At 51.7% G+C, this 25,862-nt stretch carries 10 protein-coding genes; 4 read left to right on the top strand and 6 right to left on the bottom strand.

The window, feature by feature from the left end; translation table 11 throughout:
* Positions 1-168: 168 nt before the first annotated feature.
* Positions 169-1,224 (bottom strand): homoserine O-acetyltransferase family protein, encoded by a 1,056-nt coding sequence (locus TH63_RS14020; protein ID WP_048921488.1) that lies wholly within the window; start codon positions 1,222-1,224, stop codon positions 169-171.
* A gap of 56 nt (positions 1,225-1,280) precedes the next feature.
* On the opposite strand from TH63_RS14020, the gene TH63_RS14015 reads away from it, so the two are divergent.
* Positions 1,281-1,703 carry an OsmC family protein gene (locus tag TH63_RS14015; RefSeq protein WP_048921487.1) on the top strand — a complete coding sequence of 141 codons (423 nt, stop codon included), beginning with the start codon at positions 1,281-1,283 and terminating at the stop codon, positions 1,701-1,703.
* Between the two features lie 219 nt (positions 1,704-1,922).
* Positions 1,923-3,092, top strand: a complete 1,170-nt coding sequence (locus tag TH63_RS14010; RefSeq protein ID WP_048921486.1) for an O-succinylhomoserine sulfhydrylase — start codon at positions 1,923-1,925, stop codon at positions 3,090-3,092.
* 381 nt (positions 3,093-3,473) lie between these two features.
* Here TH63_RS14010 and TH63_RS14005 read toward each other — a convergent pair whose 3' ends face one another.
* Together TH63_RS14005 and TH63_RS14000 are read right to left on the bottom strand one after the other, a co-directional pair.
* Positions 3,474-4,385: a polysaccharide deacetylase family protein gene (locus TH63_RS14005; protein WP_048921485.1), complete on the bottom strand. Its 912-nt coding sequence runs from the start codon at positions 4,383-4,385 to the stop codon at positions 3,474-3,476.
* Between the two features lie 303 nt (positions 4,386-4,688).
* Positions 4,689-4,880 carry a cold-shock protein gene (locus TH63_RS14000; protein WP_048921484.1) on the bottom strand — a complete coding sequence of 64 codons (192 nt, stop codon included), beginning with the start codon at positions 4,878-4,880 and terminating at the stop codon, positions 4,689-4,691.
* Positions 4,881-5,206: 326 nt separating this feature from the next.
* On the opposite strand from TH63_RS14000, the gene TH63_RS13995 reads away from it, so the two are divergent.
* The gene (locus TH63_RS13995) at positions 5,207-6,280 is read left to right on the top strand and encodes an oxidoreductase (RefSeq protein ID WP_048921483.1); all 1,074 of its coding nucleotides are present in this window, start codon (positions 5,207-5,209) and stop codon (positions 6,278-6,280) included.
* A 107-nt stretch (positions 6,281-6,387) separates the two neighbouring features.
* Here TH63_RS13995 and typA read toward each other — a convergent pair whose 3' ends face one another.
* Positions 6,388-8,187, bottom strand: coding sequence for a translational GTPase TypA (gene typA / locus TH63_RS13990; protein ID WP_048921482.1), 1,800 nt, complete (start codon positions 8,185-8,187; stop codon positions 6,388-6,390).
* Between the two features lie 247 nt (positions 8,188-8,434).
* On the opposite strand from typA, the gene msrB reads away from it, so the two are divergent.
* Positions 8,435-8,974, top strand: coding sequence for a peptide-methionine (R)-S-oxide reductase MsrB (gene msrB, locus TH63_RS13985; protein WP_048921481.1), 540 nt, complete (start codon positions 8,435-8,437; stop codon positions 8,972-8,974).
* 575 nt (positions 8,975-9,549) lie between these two features.
* Here the strand turns inward: msrB and TH63_RS13980 are convergent.
* Positions 9,550-10,509: a PorP/SprF family type IX secretion system membrane protein gene (locus TH63_RS13980; protein ID WP_048921480.1), complete on the bottom strand. Its 960-nt coding sequence runs from the start codon at positions 10,507-10,509 to the stop codon at positions 9,550-9,552.
* 29 nt (positions 10,510-10,538) lie between these two features.
* A complete protein-coding gene (locus TH63_RS20370; protein ID WP_197088562.1) occupies positions 10,539-23,969 on the bottom strand; it encodes a gliding motility-associated C-terminal domain-containing protein in 13,431 nt (4,476 codons plus the stop codon).
* Positions 23,970-25,862: the final 1,893 nt, after the last annotated feature.

Below are 25,862 nucleotides of genomic sequence, written 5' to 3'. Positions count from 1 at the left end.
CGGAAAACAGGCCTAAAACAGAATTATGCCCTTTTGCCGTAGGGACAGGGCTTGACCTGTCCGAGCGCATTTCCTTCTTTTGCTGTTTTCTCTCCTATGTAAACATCCTCCTGCCCCCTTCAAAGGGGGAGTCTGCTGTGTAGAACCCCTGTCGAAATTCTTGCTAAACTACACCTGCTGCATGGAGCCGGAAACGGGGTCCTGCTTTTCCACTTCGGCTAGCCAGTGGGAGAAATGGTGCGAGATTTTTTCGCCTTCAATGATGAAACCGTCATGGCCGTAGTTGGAGTCAATCTCTACGTAGGTGGCGTAAGGCAGGTGGCGGGCCAGGAACTGCTGTTGTTGTACGGGGCACAGGATATCACTACTAATGCCAATGATGAGGGTCTTTTGCAGAATGCCGGCCAGCACGGTCTCTAGATGGCCGCCGCGCCCACGCGAGATATTGTGGCTGTCCAGGGACTTGGTGAGGAACCAGTAGCTGTAGGCGTTGAAGCGGGCTACCAGTTTATCACCCTGATAATTTAGGTACGAAGACACACGGTAGTTGTCCAGTTTCTCGGGGTCTGGGTCGGTTTGGTTTTGGGCCAGTATTTGGTAATTTCGGTAAGTGAGGATGCCCAGGGCGCGGGCCGCTTTCAGGCCTTTGCTGCCGGCCTCCGGGGTAGGTTGGCCCCAAGTGCCATCGGCTTCCAGCATCAGGCGCTGGGTGGTGTGAATGCCAATGCCCCAGGTGCTTTCGGCAGCGGAGGTAGCCAACAGGAAGAGGTTCTCTGCCACATCAGGTTCGGTCAAGGCCCATTCCAGAACCTGATAGCCGCCACAGCTGCCGCCTCCTAGAATATGGATTTTCTCCAGTCCCAAATGTTCGCGCAACAACGTATGCGCTTTCACCATATCTCTGATGGTTATCTGCGGGAAGGTATTGTAATAAGGCTGCTGCGTCTCAGGGTTTATGCTCAAAGGGCCGGTGGTGCCGTAACAGGAGCCCAGTATGTTGGCGCAGACAATGAAGTGCCTGGTCGGGTCAATGACTTTATTTTCGCCCACAATTCCGTCCCACCAATCCAGCGGGTTTGAATTAGCGGTAAGGGCATGGCAAATCCAGACCACATTGCTTTTCTTTGCGTTGAGGGTACCAAAGGTGTGGTAAGCGATGGTGAGTGCTGGAAGCGTTTGCCCGCCTTCTAATTCAAAAGGCTGGTTGTATTGAAAATAATTCATGTAGTACCTTTAACTTTTACAAAGTAAATAGCTACAGGTTTAAAACCGTAATAAATATGATAAGAATTGAGATGAACCGGGTAGCCGGCGACTATGGTTTTGATGCCAAAGACGCAAACGGCCACGTAATTGGCACCGATACCAGCCGGGAAGGCGGCGGACAGGACTACGGCGTACGGCCCATGCAGATGCTCCTGATGGCCCTAGGCGGTTGCAGCGGCATAGACGTGGTTATGATCCTGAAGAAGCAGCGGCAGACCGTGACCGCGTTTAAAATGGATATCTCTGGCGAGCGCGAAGCCGGCAAAGAACCGTCGCTCTGGAAAACCATTCACGTAATCTTTGACCTGCAAGGCGACATTGACCAAACCAAAGCCGAGCGCGCCTGCGAACTCTCCATGAAAAAATACTGCTCCGTAGCCGAGACGTTGCGTAGAGCCGGGGCGGAGATTACCTGGGAAGTGAAGGTTACTGCGTAACGAGTTCTGTGTCCTGAGTCCTGAGATGAGAACAGAATGGTGTTTTGGGCCTGTTTCAAGAAAAACAGGCCCAAAACAGGAGGAAGAATCAGGAATAATAACCTCTGAAGTTGTAAACACCTCCTCAAGGGGAAGTCTTAGAAAACATAAAATTTCATCCTCAAGAAAATCATGTGTCTTGCTACTTGATACGTGATACCCAATTAGCACATTAACCAAATGGAATACCACCCACTTACCCAGGCCATCAGGCTGCAGACAGAACGCACCAATGAGATGGAGCACTCCACGCCCATGTTCCTGACCAGCAGCTTTCTATTTGACAACGCCGAGGACATGCGCGCTGCCTTCGCCGATGAGACGGATGATAACATCTACAGCCGGTTCAGCAACCCCACGGTGCAGGAGTTCACAGACAAGATGTGCGTGCTGGAAGGAGCGGAGGCGGGTCATTCCACGGCCTCTGGCATGAGTGCGGTGTTTGCCTCGTTTATGGCCCTTTTGAAAGCCGGCGACCATCTGTTGGCCTGTAATTCCATCTTCGGGAGTACCCATACTATCATTACCAAATACCTGCCCAAGTACGGCATTGAGTATAGCTATGTGTCCGCTGACAACCCCGAGGAGTGGGAAGCCGCCATCAGGCCCAACACCAAGATGCTCTACATTGAAACGCCTACCAACCCCGGCCTGGATATTCTGGACCTGGAAGTGATTGGCAAGCTCACCAAAAAGCACAACATCATCCTTAACGTAGACAACTGCTTTGCCACGCCAGTGAACCAGCGGCCCATTGAGTTCGGAGCTGATCTGGTGGTGCACTCGGCTACCAAATGGATTGACGGCCAGGGGCGCGTGCTAGGTGGCGTGGTAGTGGGTAAGAAGGAGTTGATCAAAGAGATTTTCCTGTTCTGCCGAAGCTCGGGCCCAGCCTTGTCGCCGTTCAACGCCTGGGTGCTGAGCAAAAGTCTGGAGACGTTGGATGTGCGCATGGAACGCCACGCGGCCAACGCCCTGGCCATTGCCACCAAACTGCAAAACCACCCCAAACTGGCCAGCGTGAAATACCCGTTCCTGCCCTCGCACCCCAAAATGGAGATTGCCAGAAAGCAGATGAAAAACGGCGGCGGACTGTTCTGCTTTGAGCTGAAAGGCGGGCTGGATAGTGGGCGAAAGTTCCTGGACAGCCTCAAACTGATGTCGCTTACCGCCAACCTAGGCGATACCCGCAGCATTGCCTCACACCCCGCCAGCACCACCCACGCCAAACTCACTGAGCAAGAACGCCAAGCCGTAGGTATTACTCCCGGTTTGATTAGGATCTCCGTAGGCTTGGAGTATGTGGATGATATTCTGAATGATATTCTGCAGGCGTTGGAGAAGTGCTAGTTATTGGTTGTTCGTTTTTAGGAAGTCAGATGATTCCTTAAACAAATTGTCATCCTGAAAGGACCCTTCCTTATCTGTTGTCATTTTGGAAGGATCTCGGTAACGAACGGTAATATCATTGAATACATGCTACTTCCGTTCGCCCGCAAGATCCTTCCAGGATGACAAATAAAGTGAAACAGAAGAAGTAGAAACCGATATACAGGCGAGTCCAGGCAGACACTTGGGCCTGGATCAATGGCTATTAAAAGAAGAAGCGTTTCGGGGCTGTTTTAACAAAAACAGCCCCGAAACGCTTTCTGGTTTATAGGGCAATCCTTTATGGCTGCCCATTCATATTTGCCTTGTCTAAGCAATCAACAGTGATTGCCACTACACTACTTAAAAGCTATTCTTGATGCTATTGTGCAGCCCTTTGGAACTCCAGTAGCCGCTAGCGATAATTCGTCTAATAGTATACAACGGGTCATTAGGGTCACGCTTGGTGGCAAGGATATAGGCGGCGTCAAAACCACGTTTTTTCAGCTCTGGGATCGCCTCTGGATTCCAGAGACCGAATGGGTAGGCGAAGTACTTAATAGGTTTGCCCGTGATGGCCTCCAACTGCTTGGTGGGTTTCTCAATCTGGGTCACCCAGTCCTGGCCCTGGTATTTCTTTACATTATGGTGATCATAGGTGTGTGAGCCAATCACGTGCCCGGCATCAGACAATTCTTTGATCTGTGCCTTAGTCATGTAGTTAGGCCGACCGATGGAAACGGTCATGATGAAGAACACGCCCTTGAAACCGTACTTCTCCAGCTCGGGCTTGGCCACGGTGTATTGGTCCAGTTTGGTGTCATCAAAGGTGAGCATGATGGGTTTAGAGGGCAGGGGCGTACCTTTGGTGAGGTAGTCCTGCAGCTGGTCGGGCAGAATAGTATGGTACCCGCTGTCGGCCAGCATCTTCATCTGGGCCTTAAACTCAGTAACCTTCACAATGTAGTCTTTGCCTACCTTGCCGTCGCTCGCTTTCCACTCGCGTATCTGGTGGTAGCACAGAATTGGTACCTGCGGCCTGGCAAGAATGGTAGCGGCAGTGGCAGACTTACTCTCAGCGGCCGGAGAAGCAGTCTCGGTTGCCTGGGCGGTAGTCTGCGGGGCAGCCGGAACGGTTTGGCTGGCGGTGTTGACAATAGGCGCCACCGAGGCGGCAGAACCTGCCTCCTTCTTAGCATCTGGCTTAGAACAGGAGAAAAAGCCGATGCCGGCAGACAGCAGCAAAGAGGGAAAAAGGATGTTAAACGGACGCATGAAAAATAAAAGGTAAAGAAATCAGGCTAATGAAAGTGGGCACTACAAAAAGGAACGAAACTCCTTTAAACCAGTAGTACAGCTTTCATTATGTAATCTACTGAAAGAAGCGGTAAGTTGGACGAGTTTTACGCCAGATACTGTAAAAAAAACTGACCTTTCTGCGCCGCTTCCCTTACTACTGGGGGCTGCATGAAGTGGGCGGAGGAGCAGGGCATAAGACAGGCAAGCAGGGAACCAAATGGAATAAAAAAGGGCCTCACGATGGTGAGGCCCTTTTAGAGAACTGATATATATTAAAACTTAAGCAAGTTTCACATTTACAGCGTTCAAACCTTTGCGGCCTTCTTTCAGCTCAAAAGTTACATCATCATTTTCTCTGATTTCGTCCACTAGGTTAGACACGTGTACGAAATACTCCTCATTGGATTCTGCGTCTTTAATGAAGCCAAAACCTTTGGAATCATTGAAGAATTTTACTTTACCGTTTTTCATTACTGTTGATAATTATAATATGTACAAAGATATAAATTATCCAGAGATGTCTACTTTATTTGGGCAGATTGTTGCCCTTTTGCCCATGAAATTTCTAAAAATACCTGATTATGAGTATAGAAAGGCACTAATCAAAAGTTTGGGTTAGGTAATTCCACAAATCGGGAGTGGGTATTTTGTACAAAATTTTGGTATAAATACGGGGCGGTCTCACTATAAATACTGCCATTTTTAAACCCCAGGAAAGTGGCGGGTAGAAGAGAGAAGCTTTTGCCGTATGTTTGATCTGGGAACAGGCTATCAGTAGATATTATACATTCATAAGCATGCGTGAGACAGCAACAAATAAAATAAAAGTAGGCCTGATTGGCTTCGGGATGGCCGGCCGCATTTTCCATGGACCTTTCATTCAGTTAGTAGACGGGTTAGAACTGATAAGAATACGGGAGTCTCGGGAAGAAAACATCCAGATTGCCCACAGCCGCTATCCCCAGGCCCAGATCACTGCGCAGGCCGATGATATTATGAATGACCCGGCTATTGACCTGGTGGTGGTGGCCACGCCTAACACCTCGCACTACAGCCTGGCCAAACAGGCGCTCCTGGCTGGAAAGCACGTGGTGGTGGAAAAGCCGTTTACCACCACCACCCAGGAAGCCGATGAACTGATCCAACTGGCCCGCCAGCAAAACAAAATCCTTACGGTATACCACAACCGCCGCTGGGACAGTGATTTCAAGACGGTACAGAAAGTGGTAAATACCGGCATGCTGGGCAACCTGGTAGAGTACAAAGCCCATTTCGACCGCTTCCGGCCCACCCTAAAAGGCAACACCTGGAAAGAGGAAGACACGCCCGGCTCCGGTATTGTCTTTGACCTGGGTTCGCATTTAATTGACCAGGCGCTGGTGCTGTTCGGGAAGCCCAATGAGATTTCTGCCGATGTCCGGATTCAGCGGCCCCAAAGCCCCGTGATAGATAAGTTTGAAGCCCACCTTTACTATGATCAAGTCACAGTTACGCTCTCAGCGGGATTGCTGGTGCGCGAGCTGAGCCCGCGTTACACCCTGCATGGCGACCAAGGCTCTTTCCTGAAATACGGCATGGACGTGCAGGAGAAAGCCCTCAACGACGGCCTGCTCCCGCACCTGGCTCCTGATTGGGGCGTAGAGCCGGAAAGCATCTGGGGCCACCTCAACACCGAACACAAAGGGCTGCACTTCCAGGGCAAAATTGAAAGTGAAACCGGTCATTACCGCAGCTTCTATGAAAACGTGTACCAAGCTATTGTGGGGGAAGCCCCGCTGGCCGTTACCCCTGAACAGGCGCGTGATGTAATTAGGGTGGTGGAGTTGATTACGCTGAGCAATGCTGAGAAAAGGAGAGTCGCTTTTGGGTAGGGATTTCGTTTCTAGCCCCTTTTGCCAAAAACAGCTCCAAAACACCCATAAAAGAAGAAGCCCGACCATTTGGCCGGGCTTCTTCTTTTATCTATAAAATAGGCTGCTTAGTTGTTTCCCCAGCGCTTGCGCTCGTTCTCGTCTAAGTAGATTTTACGCATTCTAATGCTCTTAGGCGTTACCTCCAAAAGCTCATCTTTCTGGATGTACTCCATGCCTTCCTCCAAAGAGAATTGCTTCTTAGGAACAATCTTCACGTTGTTGTCAGAGCCGGAAGCACGCATGTTGGTCAGCTGCTTTCCTTTCTGGATGTTCACCGTCAGGTCATTCTGGCGAGAGTGCTCTCCAATTACCTGGCCCATGTACACCTCTTCACCCGGATCAACGAAGAATACGCCGCGGTCCTGAAGTTTGTCAATAGAGTAAGCCGTTCCTGGGCCAGTTTCCATCGCGATCAACGAACCGTTGATACGACCCGGGATAGTGCCTTTGAAAGGCTCATAACTCTGGAAGCGGTGGTTCATGATGGCCTCACCAGCAGTAGCAGTCAACACGTTGTTACGCAGACCAATCAGGCCACGCGCAGGAATGTTGAACTCTAAGTGCTGTAAGTCGCCCTTCGGCTCCATGATGGTCAGGTCACCTTTACGTTGGGTTACCAACTCAATCACCTTACCGGCAGATTCTTCAGGAACGTCAACCACCAAGTGCTCCATTGGCTCCATTTTCTGGCCGTCAATTTCCTTGAAGATAACCTGTGGCTGGCCTACCTGGAATTCGTAGCCCTCGCGGCGCATGGTTTCAATCAGTACAGACAAATGGAGAATACCACGTCCGTACACTAAGAAGGTATCTTCTTTATCGGTCTCGTCAACACGCAGAGCCAGGTTTTTCTCCATCTCTTTGAACAGACGGTCACGTAAGTGGCGCGATGTTACAAACTTGCCCTCTTTCCCGAAGAAAGGAGAGTTGTTGATGGTGAACAACATGTTCATGGTAGGCTCATCAATAGAGATGCGCTCTAATGGCTCTGGGTTCTCAAAATCCGCCAGAGTATCGCCAATTTCAAAGCCTTCAATACCGGTTACGGCACAGATCTCGCCAGCAGAAACAGATTCTACTTTCACGCGACCCAGGCCTTCAAATACCTGAAGTTCTTTGATTTTTACTTTCTTGATAGAACCGTCACGCTTGCAAAGGCTCATGTTAGCGCCTTCGGTGATGGTGCCACGCTTCACACGGCCAATGGCAATACGACCCACAAACGAGGAGTAGTCCAAAGAAGTGATCTGCATCTGAGGCGTTCCTTGCTCAGAAGGAGCCGGAGGAATGACGTCAACAATGGCATCTAAAAGAGGGATGATGTTATCAGTAGGTTTCAGGTAGTCTGTGCTCATCCAGCCTTGCTTGCTGGAACCGTACAGGGTCACGAAATCTAACTGATCTTCGGTGGCGTCCAGGTTGAACATCAGGTCGAAGACCATTTCGTGTACCTCGTCTGGACGGCAGTTTTCCTTGTCCACTTTGTTTACCACCACAATTGGCTTCAGGCCTAACTGGATAGCTTTACCAAGCACGAAACGGGTCTGTGGCATAGGGCCTTCAAAGGCATCTACCAACAAAAGAACACCGTCGGCCATTTTCAACACGCGCTCTACCTCACCTCCAAAGTCGGCGTGACCAGGCGTATCAATAATGTTGATTTTAACATTGTTGTAACGCACCGATACGTTCTTGGAAACGATGGTGATACCGCGCTCCCGCTCCAGGTCATTGTTGTCCAGGATAAGGTCGTCGAAGTGTTGGTGGGCGTCAAAAATTTTTGAGGCGTGGATGATTTTGTCTACCAGCGTGGTCTTACCGTGGTCCACGTGGGCAATAATCGCGATGTTGCGGATACTTTGCATTCAGAGGTTGTTTTCAGCCCGCAAAGGTAGTGGTTTTCCGGCGCTTTTTTATAATTAATATGAAAAAGTGCTTTTGTCCAATAACTTACGGGGTTCTTTAGTTGTTAGGAGAAACAGAAAGCCTTCCGGCTAAGTTCCGTGGCCGGCTGGTCTGGCCCAGAAGAAGGCCGGAAAGCCTACATCCGGGCAGTAGGGCCCTGTCGTATATAATAGCGTGAATGTCTCTTACCCATTTAGAAGAAGTGTTATGAAAACTCCCATCATATTTTCCCTTTTGGCCTTTGTCTGGCTATTCTCTGGCTGCGCGCAGCAGGAACCCGCCCGCACCACGGCCTCCTCTGGCCAGCAAACGCTCACCGCGCAGCAAACCCAGAACCTGAACCGCACCAACCTGCTGGATGCCTTGCCCAAGACTGATGAAGAGTGGAAGAAGATCCTGACCTCTGAGCAGTATTATGTGCTCCGCGAAAAAGGCACCGAGCGGGCGTTCAGCGGACCTTTGAACAATAACAAGCAGAAAGGCATCTATTCCTGCGCCGCCTGCGGAAACCCCATGTTCAGCTCAGATACCAAGTTTGACTCTGGCACCGGCTGGCCCAGTTTCTTTAAACCCCTCAACAGCGCGGCTGTGCTGGAAGAACCAGACACCAGTGATGGGATGCTGCGCACCGAGGTACTATGCGCCCGCTGCGGTGGTCACCTGGGGCACGTGTTTGATGACGGACCCAAGCCCACCGGCCTAAGATACTGCCTCAATTCCGTAGCCCTTAAATTCACCAAGAACTAAGCAGTTCATGAGTTAAAAGATCTTCGGCGGAGTATCCTCCTGCTAAGGATTTATTAATAAGCCCGGTTCTGTTTTGGGTCTGTTTTCTAAAAAACAGGCCCAAAACAGAACCGGGCTTATTTGTGCGCAAAGCTCAGGTAGCTCTCGGTCAAACCCACCCAAACAGATAGCACAGACATCGGCTTAGGTCCACACATATAGATAATTAATACTCTTCCTTAGTTATTGCCTTCCTGTTCCTTATTATATTTTTTGTCATCCTGAAAGGACCTTGTGGGAGGATGGAAGTAACGTGTATTCAATGCCATTACCGTTCGCTACCAAGATCCTTCCAGGATGACAAAGAAGGAGAGAAGCATTCAAAAGAGAATAAAGCCTCTAAAAATGCGTACCGGCACCAATAGACGCGTGCGCCAAGGCTGTATGGTCTTTGTCCTTTTTATGTAGCGTGTCAAATTATTTAGCACGTCACAAGAGGGGTAAAAAAAGAAAACTCCCGGTGCGTTTTAAGCCTGTTTTCCTAAAAACAGGCTTAAAACGCACCGGGAGTTTAGTGCTGGCATTGGTACGCTAGGTTACATTTTCAGGCGGTAGCCCACCATAATCTCATGGGAGCCGGAGCTGTAGTTGCGCATCGGGGAGACCGTGATGTCATAGGAGTAAGACACCTGGTACTGGCCCAGAAACTGACAACCCACCAGGCCTACCAGGGCATCCTGGGTACGGTAAGAAAGGCCGGCCCATACCTGGTCATCCGCTTTGGTTTTCTTCCGCTTGGTGAAGCTGTAAATACCTTTCACGTTCAGGTCTGCCTGCAGCGGGGCGGGGCCGGCATATTTCAACAGCAGGGAGGGAGACACAGTGATGTTCTTCTGCACGTCAAAATTATAGCCCCCAGACATGTACAAGTGCCGGGTTAAGCGGCTGGCATCGGTGGTATTCTCGGCTTCAAATATCTTGTTGCCCAGTACCTGAAACAAAGAAATGCCTACATAAAACTGCTCGCTGTGCAGAAAAGTACCAATGGTGAGGTCGGGCATAAAGGAGTTGATCATGCCGCTGCTGGTTACCGGGTCAATGCCGTTTGAATTGTCTGCCAATTGTACCTTGTTAGGGTCGAACTTGAACTGCTGAAACCCGGCAAAAACGCCGGAGGAAAGAAACAGTTCGCGGCTCAAAGGCACGTGGTAGGCATAGGACGCCAGCACCGCCGACCGGGTAGTAGGGCCGGTTTTATCGGTGTAGGCGTACCCGCCGGCCCCGTGAAAGGCTTTGAGCCTTCTGCGGTTTCCGCGGGACCGTTGGTGTTGGAAGAGCGCCGTTTCCCCACTCACGTAGAATGTCTTGGGCGCGCCCTCAAACCCTACCCACTGGTTCCGGAAACCCGCTTTCACGTTCAGGTCCTTTTCATACCCGGCCACCGCCGGGTTCAGCAGGAAATAGTTCGTCATGTACTGACTGGATATTGCCCTCTGCTGGGCCACTGCAACAGTGGCGCCAAGCAGAAAGAATAAGATGAACAGGTGCTTTTTCATATAGCTGATGATGAGTTATTGGCTAAAAACTATCGCATAATAGTAACAGACTTCTTAAGCGCGGGCTTGCCGTTTCCAAGCTCTATGATGGTGTAGTAAGTACCCACCGGAAGCGCTGCCCCGTTATAGGTTCCGTCCCATGCCTTTTGATAGCCTCTGGACTCAAACACCTTGCTGCCCCACCGGTTGTACACCTCTACTTTGCAGCTTGGGTACAGCAGGGATAGGTTTTTGAGAACCCACAGGTCATTGATTCCATCGCCGTTAGGGGTGAAACCATTCGGGATTTCTAGCTCAGCTGAGGCATCAATCACGAAGGAAGTTTCAGTGATACAGCCATTGCTGTCTTTCACCAACAGCGAGTGCGTTCCTTCTTTCAGGCCAGAGAAAGTCTGGGTGGTAGAGAAGGTACCGTTGTTGAGCATGAAGGTGTAAGGCGCCGTACCCCCGGTAATAGAGGTAATCTCTGCGTTACCCAGGTTACTGCCATTCAGGGTCTGGATAACCTGGGCTACTGTTACCTTAATTGGTTGCGGCTCTTTCACCTCCACGCTGCCAACAGTCACGGAGCAGGTAGCAGAGAATCTGGTCACCACCTGGTACACACCCCCGGCCAGGTTGTTGAACACCGGCTCTTTCTGGAAGGTCACCCCATTGTTGATGCTGTACTCCGTCTGGGTGTCTCCGCCAACGGTAGAGATAGTGATTCTTCCGTTTTTCTCACCGGCGCAGGTAATGTGCTGCACCGAGGCCACTTTGCTTTCCACCTTGCCTATTGTTACAGACTGCGCATAGGTGCAGCCATTGGCATCCTTCACCGTTAACTGGTAAGTGCCTGCCGTTACCCCGGTAAGGGTAGTAGAGGCCTGGAAGTTCACGCCATCCAGTGAGTAGCTGTAAGGAGCGGTTCCGCCAGTTACTTGATCTACAGTTACCTGTCCTTCGGTCTGTCCGCAGCCCGCAGCTTTGATAGTTGCTTTAAGAGCGGTAGGTGGCAGGCTGTTGGTTAGGGTAGTAGATTTTACCAGCGTGCAGCCCTGGGCGTCTTTCACGGTCACCTGGTAGGTGCCGGCCGCTAGACCGGTAAACTCTGGTGACCCCTGGAAGGTGGTGCCGTTGATGCTGTACTGGTAAGGACTCTGACCGCCTACGACTTGACTGATAGAGATCCGGCCATTGTTATCTCCGCAGCTGGCATTGATTCCTGCCAAGGTGAAGGACTCAGCCCCGGTGCTGTTGGTCACTGCCTGCGTCTTGGTCAGCACACAACCTTCCGCATCTTTAACGGTGATGGTGTAAGCACCGGCCGTTAGGTTAGCAAAGGTGGCAGACGTCTGGAAGGTGGTTCCGTTGATGCTGTAACTCAGCGGCCTGACGCCTCCGGTTACCGTGCCCACCGTGATGGATCCGTTCTTCCCGCCGCAGGTTTCCTGAGTCGCAGAGACCACCGCCTCTGTTATTCTGGTGGTGGCTACAGTTACCGTGAAGAAGGCTACGCAGTTATTGGCATCTTTTACATACACCTTGTGGTCTTTAGGGGCCAGGGGGGTGAAGGTATTGGAAGCCTGGAAGCTGGTGCCGTCCAGGGAGTAGGTGTACGGAGCCGAACCACCGGTAGAAGAGGTAATGGTGATGGTTCCGTTGTCAGAGCAGGATGCAGGAGTGGTAGACGAGGCAATGGCCGTTACGCCGCCCTTGTTGTCAACCGTTACCTGTTTCACTACGGTACAGCCGTTGGCGTCTTTCACCCTCACGGTATAGGCTCCCGCCATCAACGACCCGAAGGTGGCTGCACTCTGGAAGGTGGTGCCATCTACAGAGTAGGTGTAGGGAGCGGTTCCTCCGGTTACGTTGCTAGCCGTGATGCTTCCGTTGCTGCTGCCGCAGGTACTGGACACAGAGGCCAGTGTGAAGGCCGTCGGGCCTTCCACACCTTCTATAGTTACTTTTCTGCTGAAGATACAGCCGTTGGTGTCTTTCACCAGAATGGTGTAAGTACCAGCTGCCAGATCTGCCAGGGTAGCCGAGGCCTGGTACGTAGTGCCGTCCTTGCTGTAGGTGTATGGGGCTACGCCGCCGGTCACGTCACTAACTGTCACCTGCCCATTGGCATTGCCGCAAGAGGAAGTGCGAACCGTGAATCTGAAGTCTGAAGGACCAGAGGTGTTCCCCACCAGCACTTCTTCAGAATAGGTGCAATTACTGGCGTCTTTCACCACAAGGATATAAGAACCTGCCGCCAGCGAGGCGAAGACAGAAGAGCTTTGGAAAGCAGAACCGTCCAGGCTATAGGTATAAGGAGCTGTTCCGCCGGTGACCATGTTCACCGTTATTTTACCGTTGCTGTTGTTACAGGTTGTGGCTTCTGTGGCAGCCGAAAGGTCTGTTATTTTTGGAACATCGCTTACCTGTACCAGAGCCGTGAAGGTACAACCCTTGGCGTCTTTCACCGTGATGGCATGGTTACCCGAAGTTAACCCAGAGAAGGAAGCCGAAGCCTGGAAGCTTGAGCCGTCCTTGCTGTAGGTGTAAGGGGCGGTACCACCCGTGACTGCGCCAATGGTAATGCTACCATTGTTGTTGCCGCAGGTAGTGGCTGTAGTGGTGTTGGCAAAGGCGGTAGGAACATTCTTGTTAATGACTACTTCCTCTGTGGCGGTACAGCCGTTGGCATCTTTCACCGTGACGGTATAGGTGCCTGAGGCCAGCGCCGAGAATGTAGCGGAAGCCTGGAAGGTGGTGCCATTAATGGAATAGGTGTAAGGGGCGGTTCCGTCGGTTACGTTTCCTGCCGTAATGGTACCGTCGTTGTCCTGGCAGCTGGCCGGGGCCGAAGTAGCGGCTACCGCCGAAGGACCGGCGATGTCAGAAACAGTGAAGGCTTTGGAGAACGTACAGCCGTTGGCATCTTTCACTGTGATGGTGTAAGAACCCGCTTTTAAGGCCATGAACGTAGCCGATGCCTGGAACGTGGTACCGTCTACAGAGTAAGTGTAAGGAGCGGTTCCGCCGGTGGTGCCAGTGAAGGTCAACTCTCCGTTGCTGCTACCACAGGTAGAAGCCTTCAGGGAAGCCACCAGGTCAGATGGGCCCGCCACGTTTCCAATGGTGATCTGCTGCGTGATGGTACAGCCATTCGCGTCTTTCACCGTGATCGTGTGCGCCCCAGCCAACAGACCACTGAAAGTGGCTGAAGCCTGGAAGTTTGAGCCATCCTTGCTGTAGGTGAACGGAGCGGTTCCGCCGGTCACCGTACCTGCCGTAATGCTACCGTTGCTGTCGCCGCAAGTAGAAGAAACAGAGGTCAGGGCAAGTGCGGTAGGGCCAGGGATGTTCTCAACAGCTATCTGTTTCACCAATGGACAGCCGTTGGCGTCTTTCACCGTGATGGTGTGGGTGCCTGCTGCTAATCCTGTGAAAATGTCAGAAGTCTGGAACGTGCTGCCATCCTTGCTGTAGGTGTAAGGAGCGGTCCCGCCGGTTACACCCGTAACGGTTACCTGGCCGTTGCTGGCGCCGCAGGTAGAAGCGGTAGGAGACATAACAAAGGCAGAAGGCCCGGCAATGTCATTCACTTTTACCGCTTTCGTGATCACGCAGCCATTGGCATCTTTCACCGTGACAGTATAGTCCTTAGCGGTCAAAGCCGAGAACGTAGCCGAGGCTTGAAACGTGGTACCGTTGATGGAGTACGTGTAAGGAGCCGTGCCGCCGGTCACCTCTGTTACTGCCACCATTCCGTTGGGGTTACCGCAGGTAGAGGCATTGGCAGAAGCGATGATAGCCGTAGGGCCAGGGATATCCGTCAGGACTACCGGACGAGCAAAAGTACATCCTTTCGCATCCTTCACTGTGATGGTGTGGGTACCAGCTAACAACCCTGAGAAGGTAGCCGAGGCCTGGAAGGTCACGCCATCTTTGCTATAGGTGTAAGGTGCGGTTCCGCCGGTTATTGCGCCAATGGTAATGCTGCCGTTAGTGCTTCCGCAGGTAGAGGCGGCGGTAGTACTAGCAAAGGCGGTAGGGACGTTGGTTCCTACGTTAATGGAAGTAGTTACCTGACAGCCGTTTGCGTCTTTAGCCGTTACCGTGTAGGTGCCGGCCTTAAGCGCCGTGAACAAGGCAGAGGCCTGGAACGCATTGCCGTTGATGGAGTAGGTATAAGGTGCTGTTCCGCCGGTTACGGTGCCTATGGATATGCTACCGTCGTTGTCTTGGCAACTGGCCGGAGCAGAAGAAGCGGCTACCGCGGTAGGTCCTGCAATGTCAGAAACGGTAAAGCTTCTGCTGACAATACACCCGTTGGCGTCTTTCACGGTAATGGTGTAGGCACCGGCTATCAGATCGGCGAAAGCCGTAGCAGTCTGGAAGTTCACCCCGTCCTTGCTGTAGGTGTAAGGAGCCGTTCCGCCCGTTACGTTACCAATGGTCAGGGAGCCGTTGCTGCTGCCGCAAGTGGAGGAAACAGCGGTTGCTACCAGATTGGTAGGCCCGGCAATGTTCTCCACCACTACTTTCTTCACAAAGGTACAGCCGTTGGCGTCTTTCACGGTCACGGTGTATTCTCTGGCCACAAGGGAGGTAAAGGTAGCCGAAGCCTGGAAGGTGCTGCCGTCTATGCTAAATGTGTAAGGAGCGGTACCGCCGGTGACGCCATCAACCATGATAGAGCCGTTGCTGCTTCCGCAAGTAGAGGCATTGGAGGCCAGGGTTAACCCGGTAGGTCCGGCAATATCTTCCACTACTACTTTCTTGTTGATGGTACAACCGTTGGCATCTTTCACCGTGATGGTGTAGGTGCCAGCCAGTAACCCACCAAAAGATGTTGAAGCCTGGAAGTTTGCGCCGTCCTTGCTATAAGAGTAAGGAGCTGTTCCGCCGGTGATAGCACCAATGCTAATGCTACCGTTGCTACTTCCGCAGGTAGAAGAGGTTTCACTTGCTATAAACCCTGAAGGTCCCGCAATGTCAGAAATGGTGTAGCTCTTAGCGAAGGTACAGCCATTCGCATCTTTTACCATGATGGTGTGGGTGCCGGCATCTAGGGAAGAGAAGGTAGCGGAAGCCTGGAAGGTAGTACCGTCCACACTGTAGGTGTAAGGAGCGGTGCCACCGGTTACGCCACTAACAGTAAGAGAAGCATTGCTGTTACCGCAGGTAGAAGAACTCAAGGAAGCCACCAGATCAGAAGGACCGGCAATGTCACTTACTTTCACTGGTGCCGTGTAGATACAGCCCTTGGCATCCTTCACCGTGATAGTATGCGTGCCAGCCAACAAACCGGAGAACGTAGCCGAGGCCTGGAACGTGATTCCGTCTTTGCTGTAGGTATATGGCGCCGTACCACCGGTGATGGAACCAATAGTAAGGCTACCGTTGCTGGCCCCGCAAGTAGAGGCTACCGTAGAGCTGGCAAAAGCGTTTGGCACGTTGGTGCCTACGGTCACTGAGCCAGTTACCAAGCAGCCGTTCGCGTCTTTAGCCGATACTGTGTAAGTGCCAGCCTTAAGTGAAGTGAAAGAGGAAGAAGCCTGGAACGAAGTGCCGTTGATGGAGTAGGTATAAGGAGCAGTTCCGCCAGTTATCGTGCCTACCGTGATGCTACCGTCATTGTCCTGGCAGCTAGCTGGCAGGGAAGAAGCAGCGACGGCCGTTGGGCCAGCAATGTCAGAGACAGTAAAGCTTCTGCTGACAATACACCCGTTGGCATCCTTCACGGTAATGGTATAGGTGCCCGCTTTCAGATCGGCAAAAGCCGTAGCAGTCTGGAAGTTTACGCCATCCTTGCTGTACGTGTAAGGGGCCGTTCCGCCAGTTACATTTCCAATAGTCAACTTCCCGTTGCTGCTTCCGCAGGTAGAGGAAACAGCGGTTGCCAATACATTAGTCGGGCCGGCAATATCTGTCACTATTACTTTGTTGCTGAACGTACAGCCGTTGGCGTCTTTCACCGTCACGGTATACTCTCTGGCTAACAAGGCGGTGAAGGTGGAAGAACTCTGGAAGGTGCTTCCGTCTATCGTGAAGGTGTAAGGGGCCGTTCCGCCGGTAACCCCGCTAACCGTGATTGAACCGTTGCTGCTTCCGCAGGTAGAGGCAACTGAGGCCAGGGCCAGTCCGGTAGGTCCGGCTATGTCATCCACCTTAATTTGCTTCACCACTGTACAGCCGTTGGCGTCTTTCACCGTAATGGTGTGCGTGCCAGCGAGTAAGCCAGAGAAGGTAGCCGAAGCCTGGAAGTTCACCCCGTCCTTGCTATAGGTATAAGGAGCAGTGCCGCCGGTCACAGCGGTTATTAACAAGCTTCCGTTAGAGTTGCCACAGGTAGAAGAGGTTGCATTGGCGGTAAAACCGGAAGGTCCGGCAATATCCGTGAGGGTAAAGGTCTTGGTAAAGGTACAGCCATTCGCATCTTTCACCGTGATGGCATGGGTACCGGCCATCATTCCTGCAAAAGCAGTAGACGCCTGGAAGTTCACGCCATCTTTACTGTAGGTGTAAGGAGCAGTGCCACCCGTGACATTAGAAACGACTAATTCCGCGTTGCTGCTACCACAAGTAGAAGACCTCAAGGATGCCACCAAGTCTGACGGACCGGCAATGTCCCTAACCTGCACCGGTGCAGTGTAGATACAACCTTTCGCATCTTTCACGGTTATCGTGTGCGTGCCGGCCATCAGTCCGGAGAAAGTGGCCGAGGCCTGGAAGGTAGTGCCATCTTTGCTATAGGTGTAAGGTGCGGTTCCGCCGGTTACACCGTTTACAGTGATGCTACCGTTAGGGCTGCCACAAGTAGAAGAGTTTGTAGTGCTGGCAAAGGCGGTAGGGACGTTGGTTCCCACAGTCACCGAAGCCGTTACCTGGCAGCCGTTGGCGTCTTTAGCGGTCACGATGTAAGTACCAGCCTTAAGCGCCGTGAAAGAAGCAGAAGCCTGGAACGTAGTTCCGTTAATAGAGTAAGTGTAAGGGGCAGTTCCGCCTGATACCGTACCCACTGTAATACTTCCGTCATTGTCCTGGCAACTGGCCGGGGCTGAGGTAGCCGCTACCGCGGTTGGGCCGGCGATGTCAGAAACGGTAAAGGCTTTGGAGAAGGTACAGCCGTTGGCGTCCTTCACGATAATCGTGTGGCTGCCGGCAAGTAGGGAGGTAAAGGTAGCCGAAGCCTGGAAGTTTACCCCATCCTTACTGTAGGTGTATGGTGCTGTTCCGCCGGTAACGCTACTGATAGTTAATGTTCCATTTTTCGCACCGCAGGTAGAGGACTCTGTTGTAGAAAGCAGGTTAGTAGGTCCTGCTTTATCGGTTACCGTCACTTGCTTGCTATAGGTACAGCCGTTGGCATCTTTCACCGTGATGGTGTAAGAGCCAGCCAGTACGGCACTAAAGGTAGCCGAGGTCTGGTAGTTGGCACCGTCAATGGCAAACGTGTAAGGAGCAGTTCCACCGGTCACCCCACCCGCAGAGATGGAGCCGTTGCTGCTTCCGCAGGTAGAGGCTACCGAAGTAAGCGTCAAGCCTGCCGGGCCGGCAATGTCCGTGACCGTAATGGCTTTGCTGAAAGTACAGCCGTTGGCATCTTTCACCGTTATGGTGTGGGTACCAGCTAACAACCCTGAGAAGGTAGCCGAGGCCTGGAAGGTCACGCCATCTTTGCTATAGGTGTAAGGGGCGGTTCCGTCGGTTACCAGTTCCACCGTGACGGTGGCATTGCTGGCCCCACAGGTAGAGGCATTGCTGGCAAGACGCAAAGCGCTTGGGCCTTTTATGTCTTCCACCACTATTAATTGTGAAGACTCACAGCCGTTGGCATCTTTCACCGTGATGGCGTAGGTGCCGGATAGTAAGTTGCTAAAGCTGGTAGAGGCCTGGAAAGTTACGCCATCTTTGCTGTAGGAGTAAGGAGCCACGCCACCGGTTACGCCGCTAATGGCAACGCTTCCGTTGGCGCTTCCGCAGGTACTGCTGTTGGCAGCCACGGTAAAGGAAGGACCGGCAATGTTGCTTACCGCCACTCCCTGGCTAAAGGTACAGCCTTTGGCATCCTTCACCGTAATGGTGTAGGTGCCGGCTGCCAGGGAAGCAAAAGTGGTAATAGCCTGGAAGGTGGTTCCGTTGATAGAGTAGGTGTAAGGAGCAGTTCCGCCGGTTACAGCACCAATGGTAATGCTACCGTTGCTACCACCGCAGGTGGAAGTAACCGTAGAACTGGCGAAGGCGGTTGGTACATTCTTGCCCACTGTTACGGAAGCTGTTACCTGACAACCGTTGGCATCTTTGGCCGTCACGGTATACGTACCGGAAGCCAGTGCCATGAAGGAAGTTGAAGCCTGGAACGAAGTGCCGTTGATAGAATAGGTATAAGGGGAAGTGCCACCGGATACCGTACCCACCGTGATGCTACCGTCATTGTCCAAGCAGCTGGCCGGGGCCGAGGTAGCCGCTACCGCCGAAGGACCGGCGATGTCAGAAACGGTAAAGGCTTTGGAGAACGTACAGCCGTTGGCGTCCTTCACGATGATCGTGTGGCTGCCCGCAAGTAGGGAGGTAAAGGTAGCCGAAGCCTGGAAGTTTACCCCGTCCTTGCTGTAGGTGTATGGTGCTGTTCCGCCGGTAACGTTACTGATAGTTAAACTACCATTATTCGCACCGCAGGTAGAAGAAGTGGTACTGGCCACCAGATCAGTTGGGCCGGCAATGTTCTCTACCGTTACTTTCTTGCTGAAGATACATCCATTGGCATCTTTTACCGTGATGGTGTGCTCTCCGGCCGCTATGCCACTGATAGTGGCCGAGCTCTGGAAGGTACTACCGTCTATGGAGAAGAGGTAAGGAGCGGTGCCACCCGTCACCCCATTAATGGTAACTGAACCATTGCTGGCACCGCAGGTAGAAGAAAGGGTGGCTAGCGTTAAACCAGCTGGTCCGGCAATGTTTTCTACTACAATCTGCCTGGCAAGGGCGCAACCATTGGCATCTCTCACCATGATGGTATAAGTACCAGCCAACAGGTTGTTGAAGGTAGTGGAGGCCTGGAAGTTTGTGCCGTCCAGGCTATAAGAGTAAGGAGCAGTTCCCCCAGTCACGGCACCTACCGTGATGGTTCCATTATTAGCCCCACAGGTAGAAGATTGCGCGACAAGGGTAAAGGAAGGTCCTGCTATGTTGATCAGGGTGACATCCTCGGTGAAAATACAGCCGTTGGCGTCTTTCACGGTGATGGTATGGGTGCCAGCGGCTAAAGAACCGAAAGTGGCCGAAGCCTGGAAAGTCCCACCATCTACACTATAATTATAAGGGGCAGTACCACCGGTCACGTTGGTCACGGTGAACTCCGCGTTGCTGTTACCGCAGGTAGAGGCTTTGGTAGAAGTAACTAGATCTGAAGGACCTGCAATGTTGCTAACATTAACCTGCGCCGCAAACGTACAGCCTTTGGCATCCTTTACAGTAATAGTATAGGTGGTAGCCATTAAGCCTGCAAAAGTAGCCGAGGCCTGGAAGGTGGTGCCGTTTTTACTGTAGGTGTAAGGGGCCGTTCCGCCGGTTACCCCATTGATAGTAATGCTACCGTTGGGGTTGCCACAGGTAGAGGCAGTGGCTGTGGTTGCAAAGGCGGTTGGCACGTTGGTTCCTACATTGATAGAAGTAGTCACTTGGCAGCCGTTGGCGTCCTTGGCCGTCACGGTGTAGGTTCCGGCGGCAAGCGCTGTAAAAGAGGTAGAGGCCTGGAACGTAGTACCATTCACAGAATAGGTATAAGGAGCTGTTCCGCCGGTTACCGTGCCCACTGAGATAGTGCCGTCATTGGCGCAACCTGCTGGGGCAGAAGTTGCGGCCACGGCCGTAGGACCGGCTATATCTGATACAGTAAAGGCTTTCGCGAAAGTACAACCGTTGGCATCCTTCACGGTAATGGTGTAGGTGCCGGCTAGGATTCCAGAGAAAGTAGCAGAGGTCTGGAAGTTTACGCCGTCCTTGCTGTAAGTATAAGGAGCGGTTCCGCCCGTTACGCCACTCAAGGTGAGGCTACCATTATTGGCGCCGCAGGTAGAAGCAGAGGTGTTAGCTAATAAGTCACTTGGGCCGGCAATGTTTTCCAAGACTATTTTCTTACTAAAGATACAGCCGTTGGCGTCTTTCACCGTGATGGTATGCTCTCCGGCCGCCAATGCCGTAAAGCTAGCGGATGTCTGGAAGGAGCCTCCGTCCAGGGCAAAGGTGTAAGGAGCCGTTCCGCCGGTTACGCCACTAGCGTTGATGGTACCATTGGCATTTCCGCAAGTAGTAGAAGTAGAAGCTAATGTTAGACCAGTTGGACCGGCTATATCAGACACAGTCACTTGCTTGGCTAAAGAACAACCATTGGCGTCTTTCACCGTGATAGTGTAAGAACCCGCCGCCAATGCCGCAAAGGTTGCAGAGGCCTGGAAGTTGGTGCCGTCAATACTATAGGTGAAGGGTGCAGTCCCAGCGGTTACGGCGTTTACTGTAATGCTCCCGTTACTGGCCCCGCAGGTAGTAGACTGCGTTGCCAGGGTGAAGGCAGGACCCGCTACATTTTCTATGGTGACCATTTTTGAAATGGTACAGCCATTGGCGTCTTTCACCAAGATAGTATGGCTACCCGAGGCGAGCGAGGTGAAGGTGGCAGAAGATTGGTAGGTACCTCCGTCTACGCTGTACGTGTAAGGAGAAGTTCCGCCGGTGACACCGGTCACGGTAAGTTCCGCGTTGCTGTTTCCGCAGGTGGAGGCTTTGGAAGAGGCAACCAGATCAGTAGGGGCTGCTACATCGGTTACGGTTACTGTTTGGCTGAATACGCAACCCTTAGCGTCTTTAACGGTGATGGTGTAGGTTCTGGCCAGCATACCTGTGAGGGTAGCAGCCGACTGGAAGGTCACACCATCTTTGCTATAAGTATAGGGGGCGGTGCCGCCGGTAACTGAAGTAATAGTCACCGTTCCGTTAGGGCTGCCGCAGGTAGAGGCAGTGGTAGTGGTTGCAAAGGCGGTAGGAACGTTGATGCCTACATTAATAGAAGTAGTCACCTGGCAACCATTCGCGTCTTTGGCAGTGACAGTGTACGTACCGGCAGCCAGTGCCGTGAAGGAGGTTGAAGTCTGGAACGTAGTACCGTTGATAGAGTAGGTGTAGGGGGCGGTGCCGCCCGTTACCGTGCCTACTGAGATAGTACCGTCATTAGTACAACCGGCCGGGGCCGAAGTAGCCGCTACTGCCGTAGGACCAGCGATGTCAGATACAGTGAAGGCCTTGGCGAAGGTACAGCCATTGGCATCCTTCACCGTAATGGTATAGGAACCAGCCAGCAGCGAACCAAAGCTAGTGGCTGACTGGAAGTTTACGCCGTCCTTGCTGTAGGTATAGGGAGTGGTTCCGCCCGATACACTGCCAATAGTTAAAACACCGTTGTTTCTTCCGCAGGTAGAGGCTGTTGAAGTGGCTAACAGGTCAGAAGGACCCGCAATGTTGGTAATGGTGGTTTGCCGGGTAACCGTACAGCCGTTGGCGTCCTTCACGGTAATGGTGTAGGTGCCGGCCAGAAGTCCCGAGAAAATAGTGGAAGGCTGGAAGTTCGTGCCGTCCTTGCTGTAGGTGTAAGGAGCAGTTCCGCCAGTGACCGCGCCTACCGTAATGCTGGCGTTGCTGGCTCCGCACGTGCTGGAAGCATTAGTGAGGCTGACGCTGGTGGGGCCTGCAATGTCAGAGACTGTCACCGCTTTCGCGAAGATACAGCCATTGGCATCTTTCACCGTGATGGTGTGCGTACCAGCTAGCAATCCAGAGAAAGTAGCCGAAGCCTGGAACGTACTACCGTCTTTGCTGTAGGTATAAGGAGCAACTCCTCCTGTTACGCCGCTAACCGTTAAGCTACCGTTAGTGGCGCCGCAGGTGGAAGAAGTGGTATTGGCGGTAAAGGCCGTAGGACCAGCGATGTCAGAAACGGTGAAGCCCTTGGCGAAGGTACAGCCATTGGCGTCTTTCACCGTGATGGTGTAAGAACCTGCCAGTAAAGAACCAAAGGTAGCCGATGCCTGGAAGTTGGTGCCGTCCTTGCTGTAGGTATAAGGAGCGGTTCCGCCGGTTACAGGGCCTACGGTCAACTCGCCGTTAGTGCTACCGCAGGTAGAGGCCCTGGAAGAGGCGGCCAGGTCTGAAGGACCGGCTATGTTGGTTACCTGCACCTGTTGCACGGTGGTACAACCGTTGGCATCTTTTACCGTGATAGAATACGTACCGGCGGCTAATCCTGAGATTGAGGATGTGGTCTGGAAAGTAGTGCCGTCTTTGCTGTAGGTGTAAGGAGCCGTTCCACCCGTTACTGAACTTACTGAGATACTTCCGTTGCTGGCCCCACAGGTAGAAGAGGCTGCCGCAAACACAAACCCGGTAGGACCTGCAATGTTGGCAACAGTCACTGATTTGGTGGTAATACAGCCATTGACATCTTTTACCGTGATGGAATGCGTACCTGCGGTCAAGCCTGAGAAACTGGTAGATGCCTGGAATGAACCCCCATTTATACTATAAGTATAAGGAGCGGTGCCGCTCACTACATTTGAAACAGAGATACTGCCGTTGCTCGCGCCGCAGGTGGTTGCCTGAATTGAGGCAGTAAAGTCAGAGGGGCCGGCTATGTTTTGGAGCGTGATGGTTTTAGTGACAATACATCCGTTGGCATCTTTCACCTGAAGGGTATAAGAACCTGCAGTCAGGGCAGTGAACGTGGGAGAGGCCTGGAAAGTGGTGCCGTCTTTGCTGTAGGTATAGGGAGCAGTTCCGCCAATTACCCCGCTGATGGCCAGTTCCCCATTGCTGGCCCCGCAGGTACTTGCCTTGGGGGTCATGGTAAAGTCAGAAGGGCCTGGCTTCTCTACTACCGTAAATGACTTTGAGATTGCGCAACTGTTCCCGTCACTCACGGTGACAGTATAAGTACCGGCCGGCTTATTGGTAATAGAGGCCGTGGTTTCCCCGGTGTTCCATTTGTACGTGACCGTGCCCACGCCACCTGTGACCGCTGCGGTCACGCTGCCGGTAGATCCCGAACAGATAACAGGCGTGCCGGTCAAGGTCAGCTGCATGCTGTAAAAGGAAACAAGCACCTCATCCCGCACTGCCGTACAGTTTCCGTTGCCGGTTGAGGTTAAGGTAAGTCTCACAGATCCCGCAGCTATCTCACTGGCGGTAGGGGTATAAACGGCATTTAGAGCAGTGGCGCTGGGTGAAAAAGTGCCTGCCCCGCCGCTCCAGATGCCCCCGGTAGCCGCGGTGACTGCGCCTGTCAAGGAGACTGGATTTTGGGAACAAACCAGTTGGTCTGGACCGGCATTAACAGTAAGGTCTGTGACCACCTTGACCGAAGTGGAGAACTTGCTGCAGTTGGGGTAATTTTCGGTTCTTACTTCCAGAAAATACTCGCCTACAGCGGGAGCCATAAACGTTTTGTTGGTGCCTAGCAGATTGCCTCCGGCATCGGTCCACAAGTAGGTGAAATTCCCGCTTCCTCCTACCACATTGCCCGTAAGTTCCACCCCCGAGGAGCCCGGACAAATAATTGCAGGTTGCGGATTAATAGAAACTACTGGGGCCGGAAAGAAATAAACCCTTACTGTATCACAGAAGGGTGTGCTTGAGCAAGGGGACTGAACGGAAGACCCGCAGACTACATAGTCCACAAATTTCGGAGGATTGGTAAGCGGAGGAGTGACGGTTGGGGTGGAACAGCCAGAGATGCAGCTTAAATAACTGTTGTAAGCCCCGCCTCCGGTTATATCCTGCCAGGAAACTGATGCTTCATTGAAGGCAATAGGCGCCTGCAGTTTGGCAAAACAGCCTCCTGATACATATACGTCTGGTTGAGGAGTGAAAGCGGCAATAGACCTAACCCTAAATTGGTTTTTAGCATTGCCTGGCATACATATGGTCAATCTGTGAGGGCCTGGCCCTGAAACGCATATGGGCTGGCCTACCGGGACAGGTGCTCCGCATCCAATATTATAGGTCATAGAGCCTGAAGGCACAGGCCCCCCTACAATGCTGAAGTCTAGGCTACCAGCGTTTTTGTCAAGAATGATGTCAAACTGAACGCATTCTTCCTGTTTATCAGCACCACAAACCTGACCATTTCTATTTATCTCAGGAGAGGTCCACTCCCCGTTTGGCTGACCAGTCAGGTTTACGCTAAATACAGGAGTAACATTTCCTTGCGCAAATAAGCCCTGCAGGCTCACTAGCTGTAACAACCAGAAGAGGCAGATAGCAAATAATAAGGAGGACTTTTGAGTAGAGATTGTTTTCATCTAGTTCAATATGGGGTTCTTCAATAGTGCTTTGCTTTCTTTTATGAGAAGGTTAGTCTCAGGAAAGGGAAGCGGGTAAGGTGGTATGCGGTGTTAGTTTTAATTTTTCTTTGTTATCCAATCTGGGTTAGGGAAGCTTTTCCTTAATCAGGAAGCGCTTGATAGCCTCAGCAGGAAAAAAAATATGCGCATTTTTAAAACCTTCTGAAGCTTCTTCTCCTTTGAATAAATTCAAACGAGCTTTCTAACAGGTTTGAAAAAAGATCGCATTCAACCTGCTTGCGACCTTTCTGTGAAATAAGATAAATAGGTAAAAATTCCTGCTGTACTGCCTTTTAATGCATCCCTTCTTTCAATGGGGCAGCCTCTTGTTTTGACTTCTCTTCGGTAATTTTAAACGCCCTTAAAATAACTTCCAATCTTTCTATGCCGGGTTTCCAGCTATGGCACCGTTTCAGCGCAATACAAATAGACTTCAAATAGGTAATTACTTTAGGGCTTTGGTAAATGGGGTGCTTTTTTCTTTGCTGTATTTAACTTTTGTAATATTAATTTATATTGTACTTATTTAATTTTAATGCACTTTTGGCTTAAATGCCGGTTAATCTGATTCTTACCATTTTATATCTATTGTCCAAACTGCGGCAAAAGCTACCAGGTAAGTTGATTTTAAAAATCTTGTAACCTGGGCTAATTAGCCTGGTTTTAAGAATGATAAGCTAAAGTAAACAGGAAAATATGAGCAGAGCAATACAAAAGAAATTATTTCGTTAGAAACCCTTGCTGCCAAGAAAGGAATAATATTTAATTTAGATAAAACACAATCGTTAATTTATAAATATTCTGGTTAGAGCCTCTCTTGAAACATCAGGGGCAGACAAGTCATCTGGGGTGGTAAAGATTTCTGATAAGTACGTTTTGGATAGGGGCAAACCTAAAAGCAAGTAGAGAATACAACCAGGTCATGGTTGGTAAGGCAGTTGGTAAACCGCGTCTCATAATCTTAGAACAGCCTTGTTATAATGGATG

The organism is Rufibacter radiotolerans (assembly GCF_001078055.1).
Classification (GTDB): Bacteria; Bacteroidota; Bacteroidia; order Cytophagales; family Hymenobacteraceae; genus Nibribacter; species Nibribacter radiotolerans.
The sequence above is the reverse complement of the archived record's forward strand: the minus strand, read 5'-3'. Positions and strand labels throughout refer to the sequence as shown.